At 63.7% G+C, this 16,033-nt stretch carries 12 protein-coding genes; 9 read left to right on the forward strand and 3 right to left on the reverse strand.

Annotation, left to right across the window (positions count from 1 at the left end; all coding sequences use genetic code 11):
- Nucleotides 1–23: 23 nt before the first annotated feature.
- Nucleotides 24–1,265 carry an amidohydrolase family protein gene (locus IVB22_RS14285; protein WP_247517979.1) on the reverse strand — a complete coding sequence of 414 codons (1,242 nt, stop codon included), beginning with the start codon at nucleotides 1,263–1,265 and terminating at the stop codon, nucleotides 24–26.
- A gap of 154 nt (nucleotides 1,266–1,419) precedes the next feature.
- Here IVB22_RS14285 and IVB22_RS14290 point away from each other — a divergent pair, with 154 nt between their 5' ends.
- Nucleotides 1,420–1,836 carry a nuclear transport factor 2 family protein gene (locus tag IVB22_RS14290; protein ID WP_247517980.1) on the forward strand — a complete coding sequence of 139 codons (417 nt, stop codon included), beginning with the start codon at nucleotides 1,420–1,422 and terminating at the stop codon, nucleotides 1,834–1,836.
- A 106-nt stretch (nucleotides 1,837–1,942) separates the two neighbouring features.
- Here IVB22_RS14290 and IVB22_RS14295 read toward each other — a convergent pair whose 3' ends face one another.
- A complete protein-coding gene (locus IVB22_RS14295; RefSeq protein ID WP_247517981.1) occupies nucleotides 1,943–2,701 on the reverse strand; it encodes a GntR family transcriptional regulator in 759 nt (252 codons plus the stop codon).
- Between the two features lie 193 nt (nucleotides 2,702–2,894).
- Between IVB22_RS14295 and IVB22_RS14300 the strand changes: the two genes are divergently transcribed.
- From IVB22_RS14300 to IVB22_RS14320, 5 genes are all read left to right on the forward strand, one after another.
- Complete coding sequence (locus tag IVB22_RS14300; protein WP_374207528.1) at nucleotides 2,895–3,773, forward strand: ABC transporter ATP-binding protein; 879 nt, start codon at nucleotides 2,895–2,897, stop codon at nucleotides 3,771–3,773.
- Between the two features lie 2 nt (nucleotides 3,774–3,775).
- Nucleotides 3,776–4,552, forward strand: a complete 777-nt coding sequence (locus IVB22_RS14305) for an ABC transporter permease (protein WP_247517983.1) — start codon at nucleotides 3,776–3,778, stop codon at nucleotides 4,550–4,552.
- Between the two features lie 46 nt (nucleotides 4,553–4,598).
- Nucleotides 4,599–5,624 (forward strand): ABC transporter substrate-binding protein, encoded by a 1,026-nt coding sequence (locus IVB22_RS14310; RefSeq protein ID WP_247517984.1) that lies wholly within the window; start codon nucleotides 4,599–4,601, stop codon nucleotides 5,622–5,624.
- A gap of 136 nt (nucleotides 5,625–5,760) precedes the next feature.
- Nucleotides 5,761–7,203, forward strand: a complete 1,443-nt coding sequence (locus IVB22_RS14315; protein WP_247517985.1) for an amidohydrolase family protein — start codon at nucleotides 5,761–5,763, stop codon at nucleotides 7,201–7,203.
- A gap of 199 nt (nucleotides 7,204–7,402) precedes the next feature.
- Nucleotides 7,403–10,723: a carboxyl transferase domain-containing protein gene (locus IVB22_RS14320; RefSeq protein ID WP_247517986.1), complete on the forward strand. Its 3,321-nt coding sequence runs from the start codon at nucleotides 7,403–7,405 to the stop codon at nucleotides 10,721–10,723.
- A 141-nt stretch (nucleotides 10,724–10,864) separates the two neighbouring features.
- Here the strand turns inward: IVB22_RS14320 and IVB22_RS14325 are convergent, their stop codons facing one another.
- Nucleotides 10,865–12,493: an NAD(P)/FAD-dependent oxidoreductase gene (locus IVB22_RS14325; RefSeq protein WP_247517987.1), complete on the reverse strand. Its 1,629-nt coding sequence runs from the start codon at nucleotides 12,491–12,493 to the stop codon at nucleotides 10,865–10,867.
- 169 nt (nucleotides 12,494–12,662) lie between these two features.
- On the opposite strand from IVB22_RS14325, the gene IVB22_RS14330 reads away from it, so the two are divergent.
- The 3 genes from IVB22_RS14330 (at nucleotide 12,663) to IVB22_RS14340 (ending at nucleotide 15,825) form a co-directional block, all read left to right on the forward strand.
- Nucleotides 12,663–14,261 carry a GMC family oxidoreductase gene (locus IVB22_RS14330; RefSeq protein ID WP_247517988.1) on the forward strand — a complete coding sequence of 533 codons (1,599 nt, stop codon included), beginning with the start codon at nucleotides 12,663–12,665 and terminating at the stop codon, nucleotides 14,259–14,261.
- 7 nt (nucleotides 14,262–14,268) lie between these two features.
- Nucleotides 14,269–14,718, forward strand: coding sequence for a hypothetical protein (locus IVB22_RS14335; protein ID WP_247517989.1), 450 nt, complete (start codon nucleotides 14,269–14,271; stop codon nucleotides 14,716–14,718).
- Nucleotides 14,719–14,799: 81 nt separating this feature from the next.
- The gene (locus tag IVB22_RS14340) at nucleotides 14,800–15,825 is read left to right on the forward strand and encodes a S1C family serine protease (protein WP_247517990.1); all 1,026 of its coding nucleotides are present in this window, start codon (nucleotides 14,800–14,802) and stop codon (nucleotides 15,823–15,825) included.
- Nucleotides 15,826–16,033 lie beyond the last annotated feature (208 nt).

Raw genomic sequence — 16,033 nt, forward strand, 5'->3', positions numbered from 1 at the left:
CGCATGGCGACGCTCTGGAATGGCTATCCTAGCGGCGGAAACAGCGTCGGCTTCCGCCGCTCGAACACTTGCCGCCCGTTCTTGAATCCCATCAGCATGTCGGGCAGTTCCGCAATCGCGTTCAGGCCGCTGTCGGTGTCGAGGACGATCAGGTCGGCCGGGTTGCCCGGCGCGATACCGTAATCCCGCAGGTTCATCAGCCGCGCCGGCAGCTCGGTCACGAGGTCGAGGCAGGCGTCAAATTCGCTCACGCCGGCATGCGCGACGTTGGCGTAGAAATTCGCCATCCGCAGCAGCGAGGCGTCGCCGAACGGCGTGAAGGGATTGAGTACGTTGTTGGTCGCGACCGAACAAACGACGCCGTTTTCGACGAGCTTGTGCGCCACCGTCAACCCGCGCGGCGCATTATGCGTGGCGTCGCGACCCATCAGATAGAGATCGGTCGCGGGCAGCACGGTCACGGCGACGCCCGATTTGGCGAGCCGCGCTGCAGCTGCCTTCAGCCGGTCCGGTGGCAGCGCCGATAATTTGGTGGCATGGCCGATCGCAACGCGGCCCTGGTAATTGCGGCGCTCGGACTGGCGGCAGACCTCTTCGAGATGCCACCAGGACGGATCGAGGTCGAAATCGAGATGCAGGTCGATATCGACGTCGAACTCCTGCGCCAGACCGAAGATTTTTTCGAGATGCGCATTCGGGTCGGTGTCCATATAGGGACAGCCGCCGATCGCATCGCCGCCATCGCGCAAGGCCGCAATCAGGAGGTCCTCAGCGCCGGGATCGTTGGTCAGGCCCTCCTGCGGAAACACGCAGATCGAGAGATCGAGCGCCCAGGCATAGTCGCGCTTCAGCGCCTTGACTGCCTCGAAGCCGCGCAAGCCTATGCGCGGATCGATTTCGACATGGGTGCGCATGCGGGTGGTGCCGTGCACGATGGCGCGCTCGATCACCCGCGCCCCGCGCGCATGGATGTCTTCCACCGTGAAATCGCGCTTCATCGCCGCGACCGCGGCGATGGCCTCGGCCACGCTGCCATGGTCGTGGCCGCAGCGGCCGAGCAGGCAGGCCTTGTCGAGGTGAATGTGGGTGTCGACAAAGCCGGGCAGCGTGAGCCTGCCGCCGACATCGATCTCTGTCGCCTCACAGGCAAGCCGCGGTTCGATGGCGGCAATCCGCCCGGAGGTGACGCCGATATCGACCGTCGTGGCGGCAGACCGCGTCCTGGCGTTGCGGAAGATGAGATCGAAGGCCGTTTTCGCGTTCATGGGTCCGAGCAGGGCTGGAGCTGGCCCCGAACCTAGCGGAAGCGCGCTCGCGGGGCAGCTCCAGATTGTGTGCAGTTTCGAGGCTCAATTGTTCAAAATATGTGCATGCAGTTTGACGGTCCGATTGTAGTATTATCCATCAGGAGAAACCGCCATGTCCGTTGCGAAAACCGAACCCAAGGGGATGTCCGATGCCGAGGTGGTCGAGGCCTATCTCACGGCGTCGATGATCCCGGACCCCGAGGCCGCCGCGGCCTACATGAAGCCCGGCACGATCATCACCTTCACCGGCGGACGCGAGTTCGATCATCCGCGCGGGCCGACCGGCTTCAACGCGCGGCGATATCGCTGGGTCAAAAAGCAGATGGACCGCTTCGACGTTTGCCCGGGCGCGAACGAAACCGTCGTCTACAGCATCGGCACGCTCTACGGCGAATGGATCGACGGCACGCCGTTCGAAGGCAACCGCTACGTCGACCGCTTCGTGGTGAAGGGCGGCCAGATCGTGAAGATGGACGTCTGGAACGACAGCGCCGAGCGCATTCTGGTGCAGATGGGCATTGAGGCGTAGGGCGAAGTTGCCGTCATTGCGAGGAGCGAAGCGACGAAGCAATCCATTCTTTCTTTGCGCGGTGCGATGGATTGCTTCGCTGCGCTCGCAATGACGGAGCCTGGAGCTACCGTGCCCGCACCACCTTCGGCAGTTTCACTACGCGGGCACTATCCGCCTCATCCGCGTAAGGCGCGAGAATATCCAGCAGATCCCGGCCGCGTTGCGGGGCAGGGGCTACCAGCGCACGGTTGGCGACCGAATCCAGATGGCTGTGCATCAGGCTCATAACCTTGGCTTCGTCGCCCTTGACCAGCGCTGCGATGATGGCGCGGTGCTCATTGATCGCGCATTCCGACGAGTGCGGACGGCTGTACAGCGACAGCGTCAGGCAGCAGCGATAGGCGACCTCGCTGACATAGCGCACCAGGATGGGGCTGTTCGTCATATTGGCGAGCAGAATGTGAAATTCCGTCGCGAGCCTGATTGACACCGCATCGGAACCGTCGCGGGCGCGGTCCTCGGCATCGACATGGGTATTGAGCTCGACGATCTGGCTCTTGGTCAGCTTGCCGGCGAGTTGGCGCACCACCAGCCGTTCGAGTTCGATCCGGATATCAAAGGCATCGCGCGCTTCCTGCCAGCTCGGCGTCGCCACGACGGCAATCCGGTTGCGGCGAAGCTCGACGAGGCCTTCCGCCGCCAGTTGCCCCAGCGCATGGCGGGCGATGGTGCGGCTGACGCCGAAGCGTTCGCCCAGCGAATCTTCGGGCAGTTTCGCCCCGGGCTCCAGCGCCTGCTCGATGATGGCGCGGCGGAGCGCGCGGCAGATCACGCCGACCTTGTCGGATGATTCAGCGATCTTGCTGGCGGCGCGGGGCGCCATCGACGAATCCTTAAAGTGTGCTTCGAATGGCGCTCTTTATCACAATTGTGCACGGATTGAGCGCCTCAATTGCATGCAGTTTGAGAGCCGGATTGCACAAAAGGAATCCGCCCGTTTCGGCTGAGATCCGCGATACCGCTGATTTCACAGGCAAGTTTGGCTGGCATTCGGCTTGCATGCACTTCCAGCCATGATGCGCATGCAACCACATTCCGAATTCTCTGGCTTGCCGGTCCCGGCTTCCGCCGCGCCCATTGCCATCGAGCTCTCGGAGGCCTCGGTCACGTTCGGCCGCGGCGACCGCGCGGTGCCGGCCCTTGCCACGACGACGCTGCGGATCGCCGACGGCGAGTTCGTTGCTCTCGTCGGGCCTTCCGGATGTGGCAAGTCCACCATCCTTCGGCTGGCGAGCGGGCTGGTGCAGCCATCCACCGGCGTGGTCATCGTCGGCGGGCGGGAAGTGGCGGCGCGTGCCTTGCGCGTCGGCATGGCGTTCCAGAATCCGACCATGCTGCCCTGGATGACGATCGAGCGGAACATCATGCTGCCTCTCAAGATCGTCGAACCGTTCCGCTCGCAATTCCGCAAGCTGCGCAAGACCGAATTCCGCGACAAGGCCAATGCGCTGTTGGAGCAGGTCGGCCTCAAGGGCTTTGGCAACCGCTACCCCTGGCAGCTCTCCGGCGGCATGCTTCAGCGCGCCAATCTGTGCCGGGCGCTGATTCATGAGCCGCGGATGCTCTTGCTCGACGAGCCCTTCGGCGCGCTCGACCAGTTCACGCGGGAAGAGCTGTGGTCGATCCTTCAGGATCTCTGGATCGCCCACAAGCCGACCGTGCTCTTGGTGACGCACGACCTGCGCGAGGCGGCGTTCCTCGGCAGCCGCATCTGCGTGATGAGCGCGCGCCCCGGCCGCATCCTCGACGACAGCCACGTCACCTTCGCCCGCCCTCGCACGGTCGCGATGACCTTCGAGCCGGATTTCGTCGCACTGAACCAGAAGCTGCGCGCGTTCATCGTCGATGCCAGAACTGCCTCGAAAGAGGTCGCGGCAACACAGGGAGCGGCCTGACCATGCCCGATTTCGATTACCGCCAGAAGGCCTGGTCGGCGGGACTGATCGTCCTGTTCTTCGTGGCCTGGGAATTGTTCTGCCTGATGACGGGCATGTCAGACCTCGTGCTGCCGCGCCCGTCGCAGGTGTTCGTCACGCTGTTTGAGAAGTTCCCGATCCTGTGGCCGCATATTCTGCAGACGCTGGCGACCACGATGATCGGCTTCGTGCTCGGTGTCGGCCTCGGCGTGGTGCTCGGCGCGGTCATCGGCGTTTCAAAGACGGCTTACGATACGGCCTATCCGCTGCTGGTCGGCTTCTCCTCGATTCCGAAAGTCGCCGTGGTGCCGATCTTCGTGCTCTGGTTCGGCTCCGGCTCGGTGCCGGCGGTGCTGACCGCGCTCTCGATCTGCTTCTTCCCGATCGTGGTCAACATTGCGACGGGGCTCGCGACCACCGAACCCGAACTCGAGGACGTGCTGAAGGCGCTCGGCGCCAGCAAGCTCGACATTCTCTGGAATGTCGGGCTGCCGCGCACCATGCCATTCTTCTTTGCCTCGCTGAAGGTCGCAGTCTCCTACGCCTTTGTCGGTGCAGTGCTGTCGGAGACTGTCGCCTCCAACCGCGGCATCGGCAACGTCATGATGACCGCGTCCTCCAACTTCAACGTGCCACTGGTGTTCGCCGGCCTGTTCGTGCTCGCTGGCCTCGGCGTCGCGCTCTACGTGATCTTCTCCGTGATCGAGGGACGCGTCACCGGCTGGGCCACCCGCAAGAGCGACGTGATCGCGACATGAGCAAAGATTCCGCCAACCGTCATCCAACCCAGTCGAGGAGATCGCCATGTTAGCCAGACTTAGTGCAGCGCTGTTGGGAGCCGCCTTGTTTGCCGGCGCCGCCAATGCCCAGGAGACGACGATCAAGTTTACGCTGGGCTGGAAGACGCAAGGGTCCGATGCCGCGTTCTTCTATGCCAAGGACAACGGCTTCTTCAAGGAAGAGGGCCTCAACGTCGTGATCGACCAGGGCGAGGGCTCCGGCGCGACGGTGACGCGCATTATGTCCGGCGCCTATGATGCCGGCTTCGGCGACGTCAACGCCATCATCCAGAACGCCTCGACCAAGCCGCAGGACGCCCCTGTCATGGTCTACATGATCTGGAACCAGCCGCCGTTTGCGATCGTCACCAAGAAGACCAGCGGCATCAACACCATCAAGGATTTCGAAGGCCATACGCTCGGCGGCGCGCAGGGCACGCCAACCACGCGGCTGTTGCCGGTGTTCGCGCAAAAGAACAAGCTCGAGGGCGAGAAGATCAAGATCTCCAACATGGCGCCGAACCTGCAGGAGCCGATGCTGATCAAGGGCGACATCGATGCTGCGCTGGTGTTCAATATCACGAGCTATTTCAACCTGGTGCTGAACCGCCAGGACCCCGACAAGGACTACAAATGGTTCCAGTTCGGCGATTATGGTCTCGATCTCTATTCCAACGGCGTCATGGTCTCGCGCAAGCTTTTGGCCTCCAATCCGAAGGCCGTCGCCGGGCTCGTCCGCGCCGTCAACAAGGGCATGATCGCGATCGCCAAGGATCAGAACGCCGGGATGAAAGCCGCGGTGAACTACGACAACCTGATCAATGTCGAGGTCGAAAAGCGCCGCTTGCAATACTCCTTCGACGAGCTGATCGTCTCGCCGGAGATGAAGGAGATTGGCGTCGGCGACGTCAAGGACGACCGCATGGCCCGCGCCATCGGCATCATCGTCGAAGGCTATCAGCTCACCCGCGCGCCTGCGCCCGCCGAGATTTTCTCGCGCGAATTCCTGCCGCCGCGCGCGGAGCGGGAATTGGTGTATACGGCGAATTGAGTCAGGTGCTTCGGGCTGTCATTGCCTGCGACAAACGCGAAGCGTTTGCGCAAGGGAGCGAAGCGACGAAGCAATCCATTCTTTCTCCGTGGCGCGATGGATTGCTTCGCTTCGCTCGCAATGACGGAGTGCGATTATGACCATTGAAGTTCCGGCACACAGCCTGTTCTCCGGCTCAGACCGCGGCTTGCTCGAAAACGTTGTACTGCAGCACGACAATGGAATCGTTACATCCATCTGCGAGGGAGTGCCGCCCGCGACGAGGCCACGCTCCCTCGTGCTTCCTGCCTTCGTCAACGCCCACGACCATGCGCGCCCGACCGCGTCCTCATTCGGAGCGCTCGGCATGCCGCTTGAGAGCTGGATCCTAAGGTCGGCGCTCGGCACGCCGGTCGACCCGTATCTGACCGCGGCGTCTGCGCTGGCGCGTTCGGCGCGCGCCGGCTGCGCAGTGATGATGATCCACTACACTCGCCCAAGCGGCACCATGCCGCTGGTCGAGGAAGCCAGCGCCATCGCGCGCGCGGCGTCCGACGTCGGTATCCGCATCGCGTTCGCGCTTGCGGTACGCGACCAGAATCCGGTGGTGTATGGCAATGAAGAACCGGTTCTCTCCAACCTCTCCAAAGACGATCGCAGCACGATCGAGCAGATGTTCGTTCGCGCGCCGATGTCACCGAAAGCCTATATCGAGTTGACGGACGCGATTGCCGCGGCCATCGCAGGTCCGAAGGTGGATGTGCAGCTTGGCCCGGCTGGCGTGCAGTGGTGCTCAAAACCGCTACTGGAGGCGGTGGCGGAGAATTCGGCGCAGACCGGACGCCGCATCCACATGCATCTGTTGGAGACCATCTATCAGCGCGCCTGGGCGGGCCGGCATTTTCCTGACGGCATCGTCCGCTACCTCCGCGACATCGGCTTCCTGTCGGAGCGGTTGACGCTGGCGCATTGCATCCATGCCCGCCCCGACGAGATCGAGATGATTGCCGCTTCCGGCGCGCGCATCGTCACCAATTTCTCCTCCAATCTGCATCTGCGCTCCGGCCTGGCGCCGATCGCGGCCGCGCACAAATGCGGCTGCGCCATCGCTGTAGGCGTCGATGGACTGGCGCTCGACGAGGATGACGACGTGCTGCGCGAGATGCGGCTGGTGCAGATGATGCACGGCGGTCTCGGCTTCGAGCGCACGTGGACCACGTCCGAATTCCTCGCGCTCGCGATCGCCAACGGCCGCAAGGCGACGGGCGCGCCTGGAACCGGCGCGCTCCTACCCGGCGCGCCAGCCGATTTCGTCACCATCGATCTCGATCGGCTTGACCGCGACCAGATCATGCCTGTCGATCCGATCGATCTTCTGTTCGCCCGCGGCAATGCGTCGTTGCTCCGCGACGTGGTCGTGGACGGTCGGCTGATCGTCAACGAAGGCCGTTGCACCGGTGTCGATCTTCCAGCAATCGAGCACGAGTTGCGCGAAATCTACCGTGCCAACGCAAGGCAACTCACGCCCTTCCAGCGGGCCTGGCCGCCGCTCTCGGCGTCGCTGCAGAACTGGTTCGAAGCCCGGCTCGATTGCCGGTAGACCGCTAAGCGCCTCAGTTTACTGTGCGAATTTCCGTAATGCGGAACGAAATTCCACTTGCGCAGAATCTCGGCAAAGGTTTCATGTTCAATAACAAGAAACTGCCGGCGGGCCGCATCGTGCTGCTGATTGGGATATGGAAGCAAGCGGGGCGAGGTGAGCCGATCGCCGCATCATTTCGCTCTGATCGGAACCGTTCATGTCCTTCCACAAACTGCTGATTGCCAACCGCGGCGAGATCGCCATCCGCATCGCGCGCGCGGCGGGCGACGCCGGGCTTGCCACCGTCGCGATCCATTCCGCCGACGATGCGCAATCGATGCATATCCGCGCCGCCGACGCGGCCCACGAGATCCCCGGGCGCGGCGCGCGGGCCTATCTCGACATCGAGGCCGTGATATCAGCCGCCAAGGCGACCGGATGTGACGCCGTGCATCCCGGCTATGGCTTCCTCAGCGAGAACGCCACGCTCGCCCGGCGCTGCATCGAGGAAAGCATCGTCTTCGTCGGGCCGTCGCCGGAGGCGCTCGACCTGTTCGGCGACAAGGCGCGGGCCAAGGCGCTGGCAAAACAATGCGGCGTGCCCATCATCGAGGGCAGCAGCGGGCCGACCAGCCTGGAAGAGGCAAGGGTCTTCCTTGAATCCCTGGGTGAGGGCGGCGCCATCATGATCAAGGCGATCGCCGGCGGCGGCGGCCGCGGCATGCGCATCGTCGATGACGCCAACAAGCTGGAGGAAGCCTATGCGCGCTGCCAGTCCGAGGCCAATGCCGCCTTCGGCAGCGACGGCGTCTATGTCGAGCGCCTGATCCGCAACGCCCGCCACATCGAGGTGCAGATCATCTGCGATCACCACGGTGCGATCAGCCATTTGTGGGAGCGTGAATGCACCATCCAGCGCCGTAACCAAAAACTGATCGAGGTCGCGCCGAGCCCGTCGCTGAACGACGCCTTGCGCGGGCGCATTATCGACGCCGCCAAGGAACTCGCGGCTGCTGCGAACTACGACAATCTCGGCACCTTCGAATTCCTCGTCGATAACGACGCCAAAACCAGCGACCAGACGTTTGCCTTCATCGAGGCCAATCCGAGGCTCCAGGTCGAGCATACCGTCACCGAGGAAGTGCTCGGCCTCGATCTGGTGCAGTCGCAGCTCGCGGTCGCGGCCGGCGCCACGCTGGGTTCGCTCGGTCTGGCGCAGGCCTATATCCCCAAACCGCGCGGCTATGCGATGCAGCTCCGCGTCAACATGGAGGTGATGGACGAGACCGGCGGAACAAAGCCAACCGGCGGAACGCTGGCGCTGTTCGACCTGCCGTCCGGCCCCGGCGTTCGCGTCGATACGTTTGGCTATTCGGGATACCGCACCAGCACGGCCTTCGACTCGCTGCTCGCCAAGGTCATCGTGCATTCGCCGGGTGGCAACTGGACCGACGTCGTGCACAAGGCGACGCGGACGCTCCGCGAGTTCCGGATCGGTGGCGTCGCGACCAACATCCCCTTCCTGGCGGCGATTTTGGCGCATCCGGATTTTGTCGAGAACCGCGTCAGCACCGGCTTCATCGAGGCCCATGTCGCTGGTCTCGTCGGCGAGGCCAAAGCGACCGCCGAGACGGCGCTGATCGAATCCGGCAACGCCGCCGATGACGACACGCTCGCCCTTGCGGTCGCGGCATCGGCAACCGGGCCGGACGGCTCGGTCGCGGTTCCGGCGCCGTTGCAGGGCACTATTGTTGCCATCGATGTCGAGGAGGGAGATCTCGTCCGCCCCGGCCAGCAGATCGCCGTGCTTGAATCCATGAAGATGGAGCATCTGGTGACGGCGCCGCATGGCGGCAGGGTGACGCAGGTAGCGGCGGAAGCCGGTGTGACGCTGATGCAGGACGAGGCGATCCTCTATCTGGAGCCCGCCGAGATCGACGCCCATGATGTGACTGAAGAGGAGGATGTCGACCTCGACCACATCCGCCCCGACCTGGCTGAACTGATCGAACGCCACGCCATCACGCTGGATGAAAACCGCCCGGCTTCAGTCGAGCGCCGCCGCAAGACCAACCAGCGCACGGCACGCGAGAACATCGCCCAGCTCGTCGATGAAGGATCGTTTGTCGAATACGGCTCGCTCGCGATCGCCGCCCAGCGCCGGCGGCGCACGGTCGACGATCTCATCCGCAACACGCCTGCCGACGGCCTGATCTCCGGCGTCGCTACCGTGAACGCGGAAAAGTTCGGCGCGGATGCCGCCCGCTGCATGGTGATTTCCTACGACTACACCGTGCTGGCCGGCACCCAGGGCCACATGAACCACAAGAAGATCGACCGCATGCTGGGCCTTGCCGAGCAATGGCGGATGCCGCTGGTGTTTTATGCCGAGGGCGGTGGTGGCCGGCCCGGCGATACCGACCGGCTCGGCATGACCGGCCTCGACGGCCCGTCCTTTGTGCAGTTCGCAAAGCTCTCGGGGCTGGTGCCCGTCATCGGCGTCGTCTCCGGCTATTGCTTCGCCGGCAACGCCGCGATGCTCGGTTGCTGCGACGTCATCATCGCGACGATGAACGCGTCGATCGGCATGGGCGGCCCCGCGATGATCGAGGGCGGCGGCCTCGGCGTCTATCATCCAGCCGAAGTGGGGCCGGTGTCGTTCCAGTCGCCGAACGGCGTCATCGACATCCTGGTCGAAGATGAAGCGGAAGCGACGGCTGCTGTGCAAAAATATCTGTCGTACTTCCAGGGCGCCGTTGCCGACTGGAAGGCGCCGGACCAGCGGTTGTTGCGGCGGGCGATCCCGGAAAACCGCCTGCGGGTCTACGACATCCGCAACGTCATCGATCTTCTCGCGGACGAAGGCTCGGTGCTGGAAATCCGCCGCGACTTTGGCGTCGGCATGATCACCGCTTTCATCCGCATCGAAGGAAAGCCGTTCGGCCTGATCGCCAACAATCCGAAGCATCTTGGCGGCGCGATCGATGCGCCGGCCGGCGACAAGGCCGCCCGCTTCATGCAGCTCTGCGACGCCTTCGACATTCCGATCCTGTCGCTGTGCGATACGCCGGGCTTCATGGTCGGGCCCGAAGCCGAAAAGACCGCGATCGTGCGCCACGTCGCGCGCATGTTCGTGACCGGCGCGAGCCTCACCGTGCCGCTGTTCGGCATCGTCCTGCGCAAGGGCTATGGCTTGGGGGCGCAATCCATGATCGGAGGCGGTTTTCATGCCTCGTTCTTCACGGTGGCGTGGCCGACCGGAGAATTCGGCGGCATGGGGCTCGAAGGCTATGTGCGGCTCGGCTTCCGCAAGGAGATGGAAGCGATCGAGGACCCGGACGAGCGCGAGGAGTACTACCAGGCCAAGGTCGACGAACTCTACGCCAACGGCAAGGCGGTCTCGATCGCCTCAGTGCTCGAGATCGACGAGGTGATCGATCCCGCCGACACGCGGCAGTGGATCATGGCGGGGCTCCGCTCGGTGCCGAAGCCGGACGCGCGCACGACGAAGAAGCGGCCCTGTATTGATGCGTGGTAGCGGGAGATCCGTAGGCCGTAGGGTGGGCAAAGCGTAGCGTGCCCACCATTCACGAGGATTGCTGCGGATAGATGGTGGGCACGGCGCTAACGCGCCTTTGCCCACCCTACGGCTCTTCTGCATGTGGCGACCATCTAAATGCTACCCCAGCCGCAACTCCTCATACCCCTTCGCCGCGACCTCATCGCACCTTGCGCGGTAGGCCGGCGCACTGCCGCTGTAGCGGGCGACGATGCGGGTCTGCTTGCCTTCGACGTTGGAATTGATGCCGGTCATCCAGGAATTGACCTCGTTGGACAGCAGTCCTTCGCCGAGCGCGTTGACGTGATCGGTCCAGGATTTCACGCCCTCCGGCGTCGCCTCCAGTCGTGTCAGCTTGTTGTCCATGGCAAAGCGGATCAGCCCGGTTACCCAGTCGACGCTGTATTCGATGCTGCGCGGAATATTGCCGAGCGCGGTGTGCGGCCCCATCAGCATCAGCATGTTGGGAAATTCATGGACCATGATGCCGAGATAGGTCTCCGGTCCGCTTTTCCATTTCTCCTTCAGCCGTGCGCCGCCAACTCCGCAAAAATCGATCTTGTCGAAGCTGCCGGTGATGGCGTCAAAACCGGTCGCGTAGATGACGATGTCGAACGCGTATTCCTTCTCGCTGGTCTTGATGCCTTCAGGCGTGATCCGCTCGATCGGCGTTTCCGTGATGTCGACCAGTTCGACATTGTCCTGGTTATAGACTTCGTAATAGAAGGTCTCGAGCGGCAGCCGGCGCGTGCCAAAACCGTGGTTCCTTGGAATCAGCTTTTCCGCCACGGCCTGATTCTTCACCCGCTGCCGGATCTTGCGCGCGACAAAATCGGAGATCGTCGCGTTCGCCTTGCGGTCGATCAGGATATCGCGAAAATTGCCCTGCCAGATGCCGAAGCCGCGCTCGCCATAGAGCTTTTCATAAAACGCCTCGCGCTCCTCGTCCGAAACCTCGAACGCGCCGCGCGGGTCCGGCGTATGGAGGAAGCAGGCAAAAGTCTCCTGGCAGCGGGCAAACATCTCGGGATATCCCGCCTTGATCTTCGCTTGCGTCTCGGCGTCGATCTTGCCGTTGTGCAGCGGTGCGCACCAGTTCGGCGTGCGCTGGAACACGGTGAGATGCCCGACTTTTCCCGCGATAGTTTGGATGGTCTGTACGCCAGTTGCGCCGGTGCCGATCACAGCGACGCGCTTGCCGGCAAAATCGACGGGCTCCTTCGGCCATCGCGCGGTGTGGAAAGACTGCCCCTTGAAACTGTCGCGCCCCTCGATCCGCGGCAGCGTCGGCGTCGACAGCGGGCCTATCGCGGTGATCAGGAACCGGGTGTTGATGCGGCTGCCGTCTTCCAGGGTAATGCTCCAGCTCCGCGAGCCCTCATCGTAGACCGCTACCGTCACCCGGCTGCGAAACTGGATGTCACGGCGCAGGTCGAACTTGTCGGCGACGTAATTGAGATAGCGCAGCGTCTCCGGCTGGCCGGCGAAATGCTCCGACCATTCCCATTCCTGCAGCAACTCCCTGGAGAACGAATAGCCGTAGGAATAGCTCTCCGAATCGAAGCGCGCGCCAGGATAGCGGTTCCAGTACCAGGTGCCGCCGACATCGGTGCCGGCCTCGAACACACGCACGCGAAAACCTTGTTCGCGCAGTCGGTAGAGCTGGTATAGGCCCGACATGCCCGCGCCGATGATGATGGCGTCGAAATCCGGAATCGGCGTCGCCTCCGTGCTTATGGTTTGGTGCAAGGCTATCCCGTCTTGCGCCCGCGAACAAACCGGTATCGAGGCGCGGCAGGGTTGCAGGTTTGTCCGACCAAGCCCACCTCACGCAGCTTTACTGCTGGCCGCATCTGCCCCTATCGTGAAGCCGAGATCGCCCTTAGGCGACGTAGTTCAGGGAGCGAAGCGAATCACAATGAACGACCCCGTTGACGTCCTGATCATCGGCGCCGGCGCATCCGGCGCGGCGGTGGCGTGGAGCCTGGCCGAAACCAAGATGCACATCCTCTGCCTCGACCAGGGTGGCTGGATGAAGCCGTCGGAATATCCGAGCACGGGGCGTGACTGGGAGGCGAAGTTTTATGGCGACTGGTCGACCAGCCCGAACATCCGCGGCCGGCCCGAGGACTATCCTGTTAACGACGACAATTCGCCGATCAAGGTCGTGAACTTCAACGGCGTCGGCGGCTCCACCGTGATGTACACCGCGCACTGGCCGCGGCTGCACCCCTCCGATTTCAAGGTCAGGACGCTCGACGGCGTCGCTGATGACTGGCCGATCGATTACGATGCACTCACGCCGTTCTTTGAAGAGAACGACCGGATGATGGGCGTCTCGGGCCTGTCAGGTGACCCGCTTTCGCCGCCGACGCGCCCGCCAATGCCGCCGCAGCCGCTCGGACTTTCCGGCCCGCTGATCGGCAAGGCCATGAACAAGCTCGGCTGGCACTGGTGGCCGTCGGACACCACGGTCGCGACGATGGATTACGAAGGCCGGGCGCGCTGCATCAATCTTGGCCACTGCACGCCGGCTTGCGCGCAAGGCGCAAAGGCCTCGACCGATATCACCTATTGGCCGCACGCGATCCGCGCCGGCGTCGAACTCAAGACTCATTGCCGCGTGCGCGAGATCCTGACCAATGAGCACGGCATGGCCTCGGGCGTCGTCTACTACGACAAGGATGGCGTCGAGCAGTTCCAGCCGGCCGAGGTCGTCATCATCGCCTGCAACGGCGTTGGCACGCCGCGGCTGCTCTTGAACTCCGTCTCCGGTCGTTTCCCGAATGGGCTGGCCAATTCATCCGGCCTGGTCGGCAAGAACTTGATGTTTCATCCCTATGCGCAGATCTACGGCTTCGTGAAGGAGCCGACCGACAGTAACCGCGCGCCACCGACCTGCCTCTGGAGCAAGGAGTTTTACGACACCGATCTTTCGCGCGGCTTCGTTCGCGGCTACGGCATTCAGTTTGGCCGCGGCGCAGGGCCCGTGTTCGAAGCGGTGGCGAGCGAGCAGAAGGGCATTTTGCCGTGGGGCGCGGATCATCACCGTGTCTTTCGCCAGCTCAACGGCCATCGGCTCGCGGTCTCCGCGATCTGCGAGGATCTGCCCGAGGAACACAACCGCGTCACGCTCGATCCCGTGCTGAAGGACGGCCACGGCATTCCTGCGCCTAAGATCGACTACACGATCGGCGAGAACAGCCGGAAGATGATGGAGCATGGACTGGCGCGCGGCCGCGAGATTCTCGAAGCCGCTGGCGCGACCGACATCTGCATCAACAATCCTATACCCTGGGGCGGCTGGCATCTGCTCGGCACGGCGCGGATGGGCACCGATCCTGCGCGCTCCGTGGTGAACGAATGGGGGCGGTCGCATGACGTGAAGAATCTCTTCATCGTCGACGGCAGCGTGTTCGTGACGTCAGGCGGCGTGAACCCGACTTCGACCATCCAGGCGATCGCGCTCTACGTCGCCGACCAGATGAAGCAACGCCTCGCCAACCTCTTCGATTGAGAGCGCCATGTCCGCAGCCAATGAACTGACATCGACCCAACGCGACGATCTCCGCACCGTCGCCGCGATGATCGTTCCCGCCAGCGACGAATACAAGGTACCCGGCGCGGACGATCCCGCGATCCAGGCCGACATGCTGGCGACGCTTGGCCGCGACACGGCGCTGGTGGCGCAGGCGCTCGATCATCTCGCGCGTCTCGCAGGCCAACCGCTGGCTGAACTCGATGCGGCCAGACGCGATGACGTTGCGAAGGAGTTCCGCGCCACCGGCGGCGCTGCGGCTGCGACGCTCGTCCGCGTCGTCCTGCAATGCTACTACCGTGACGACCGCGTGCTGCGCTCGCTCGGGCTCGAGCTGCGCGCACCGTTCCCAAAAGGCTATGTGCTGGAGCAGGGCGACTGGGCGCTGCTCGATCCCGTCAAGGCGCGGCCGGCGAGCCTCAGACGGACGCCCTAGCAGGCCAGCCCCGTGCTCGTTGCGGGCATCTTGCGAATGCGGTTCCCGGCCACCATCTGATGAGGTCGAAGGAATCTCGTCATGTTGGATTTTACGTCAGATATCGCCGATGACGGGCCGTCATCGCGAGCGGCCGAGCCTGCCCGGGACAATGACCGGGTCTTGCTCGATGCCTATTCCAATGCCGTGATCGACGTGACCGAACGCGTCGGCCCAGCCGTCGTCCGCGTCGAGACCGGGCCAAAGGTGCGCAGCGCGCGTGAGCGCGGCGGGCTTGGCTCGGGCATCGTGATATCGCCCGATGGTCTTGTGCTGACCAACAGCCATGTGGTCGGATCGTCGAAAGAAATCAGGCTGCGCGACATCGAAGGTTTTGTTACCGACGCCCATGTGCTCGGCGTCGATCCCGACACCGACCTCGCGCTGCTGCGGGCCGATGGCGCACGCGATCTGCGCTACGCCTCGCTCGGCAATTCCAAGAGCCTGCGCCGCGGCCAGCTCGTGGTCGCGATCGGCAATCCGCTCGGCTTTGAATCGACAGTCACCGCCGGCGTGGTGTCGGCGCTCGGCCGTTCGATCCGCTCGGTCAGCGGTCGGACCATCGAGGATGTGATCCAGACCGACGCCGCGCTCAATCCCGGCAATTCCGGCGGCCCGCTGGTGTCGTCGGCATCCGAGGTGATCGGCATCAACACCGCGATCATCAGCGGTGCGCAGGGCATCTGCTTTGCGGTCGCGAGCAACACCGCGCAGTTCGTGCTGTCCGAGATCATCCGCCACGGCTATGTCCGCCGCGCTTACATCGGCGTAGCGGGCCAGACCGCGCCGGTCCCGCGCCGACATGCCGTGGTCGCCGGCGTCGACAACAAGATGGGCGCGCTGCTGGCGCAGATCGAGCCGGATAGTCCGGCGGCGAAGGCAGGGCTATTGCCGGGCGATGTCGTGATCAGGTTGGACGGCATCGAAATCAACGGCGTCGACGACCTGATCCGCGCCCTCGACCGCGACCGCATCGGGCGGGAGTTGTCGATGGATGTGCTGCGGATGGGAAGGTTGCGCGGGATCGACATCCATCCGGTGGAGAGGAAGCCGGCGGGGAAGCAGTGACGATTGCGGCGTCGAGCGCTGCTTCCCTCTCCCCTTGTGGGAGAGGGTGGATCGACGCCGCGTTAGCGGCGGCGAGACGGGTGAGGGGTTCTCTCCGCGGAGACAGACCCCTTGTATCTGCCCATTGAGCAAAATGTGCGATGGAAGCGACTGAGCGCTTTGGCCGGTGGCCACCGGCCAAAGCGCGCGGCGATGTCGCCCGATACCC

Origin of the sequence: Bradyrhizobium sp. 190, from assembly GCF_023073415.1 — a bacterium.
In the GTDB taxonomy this organism is placed as follows: domain Bacteria; phylum Pseudomonadota; class Alphaproteobacteria; order Rhizobiales; family Xanthobacteraceae; genus Bradyrhizobium.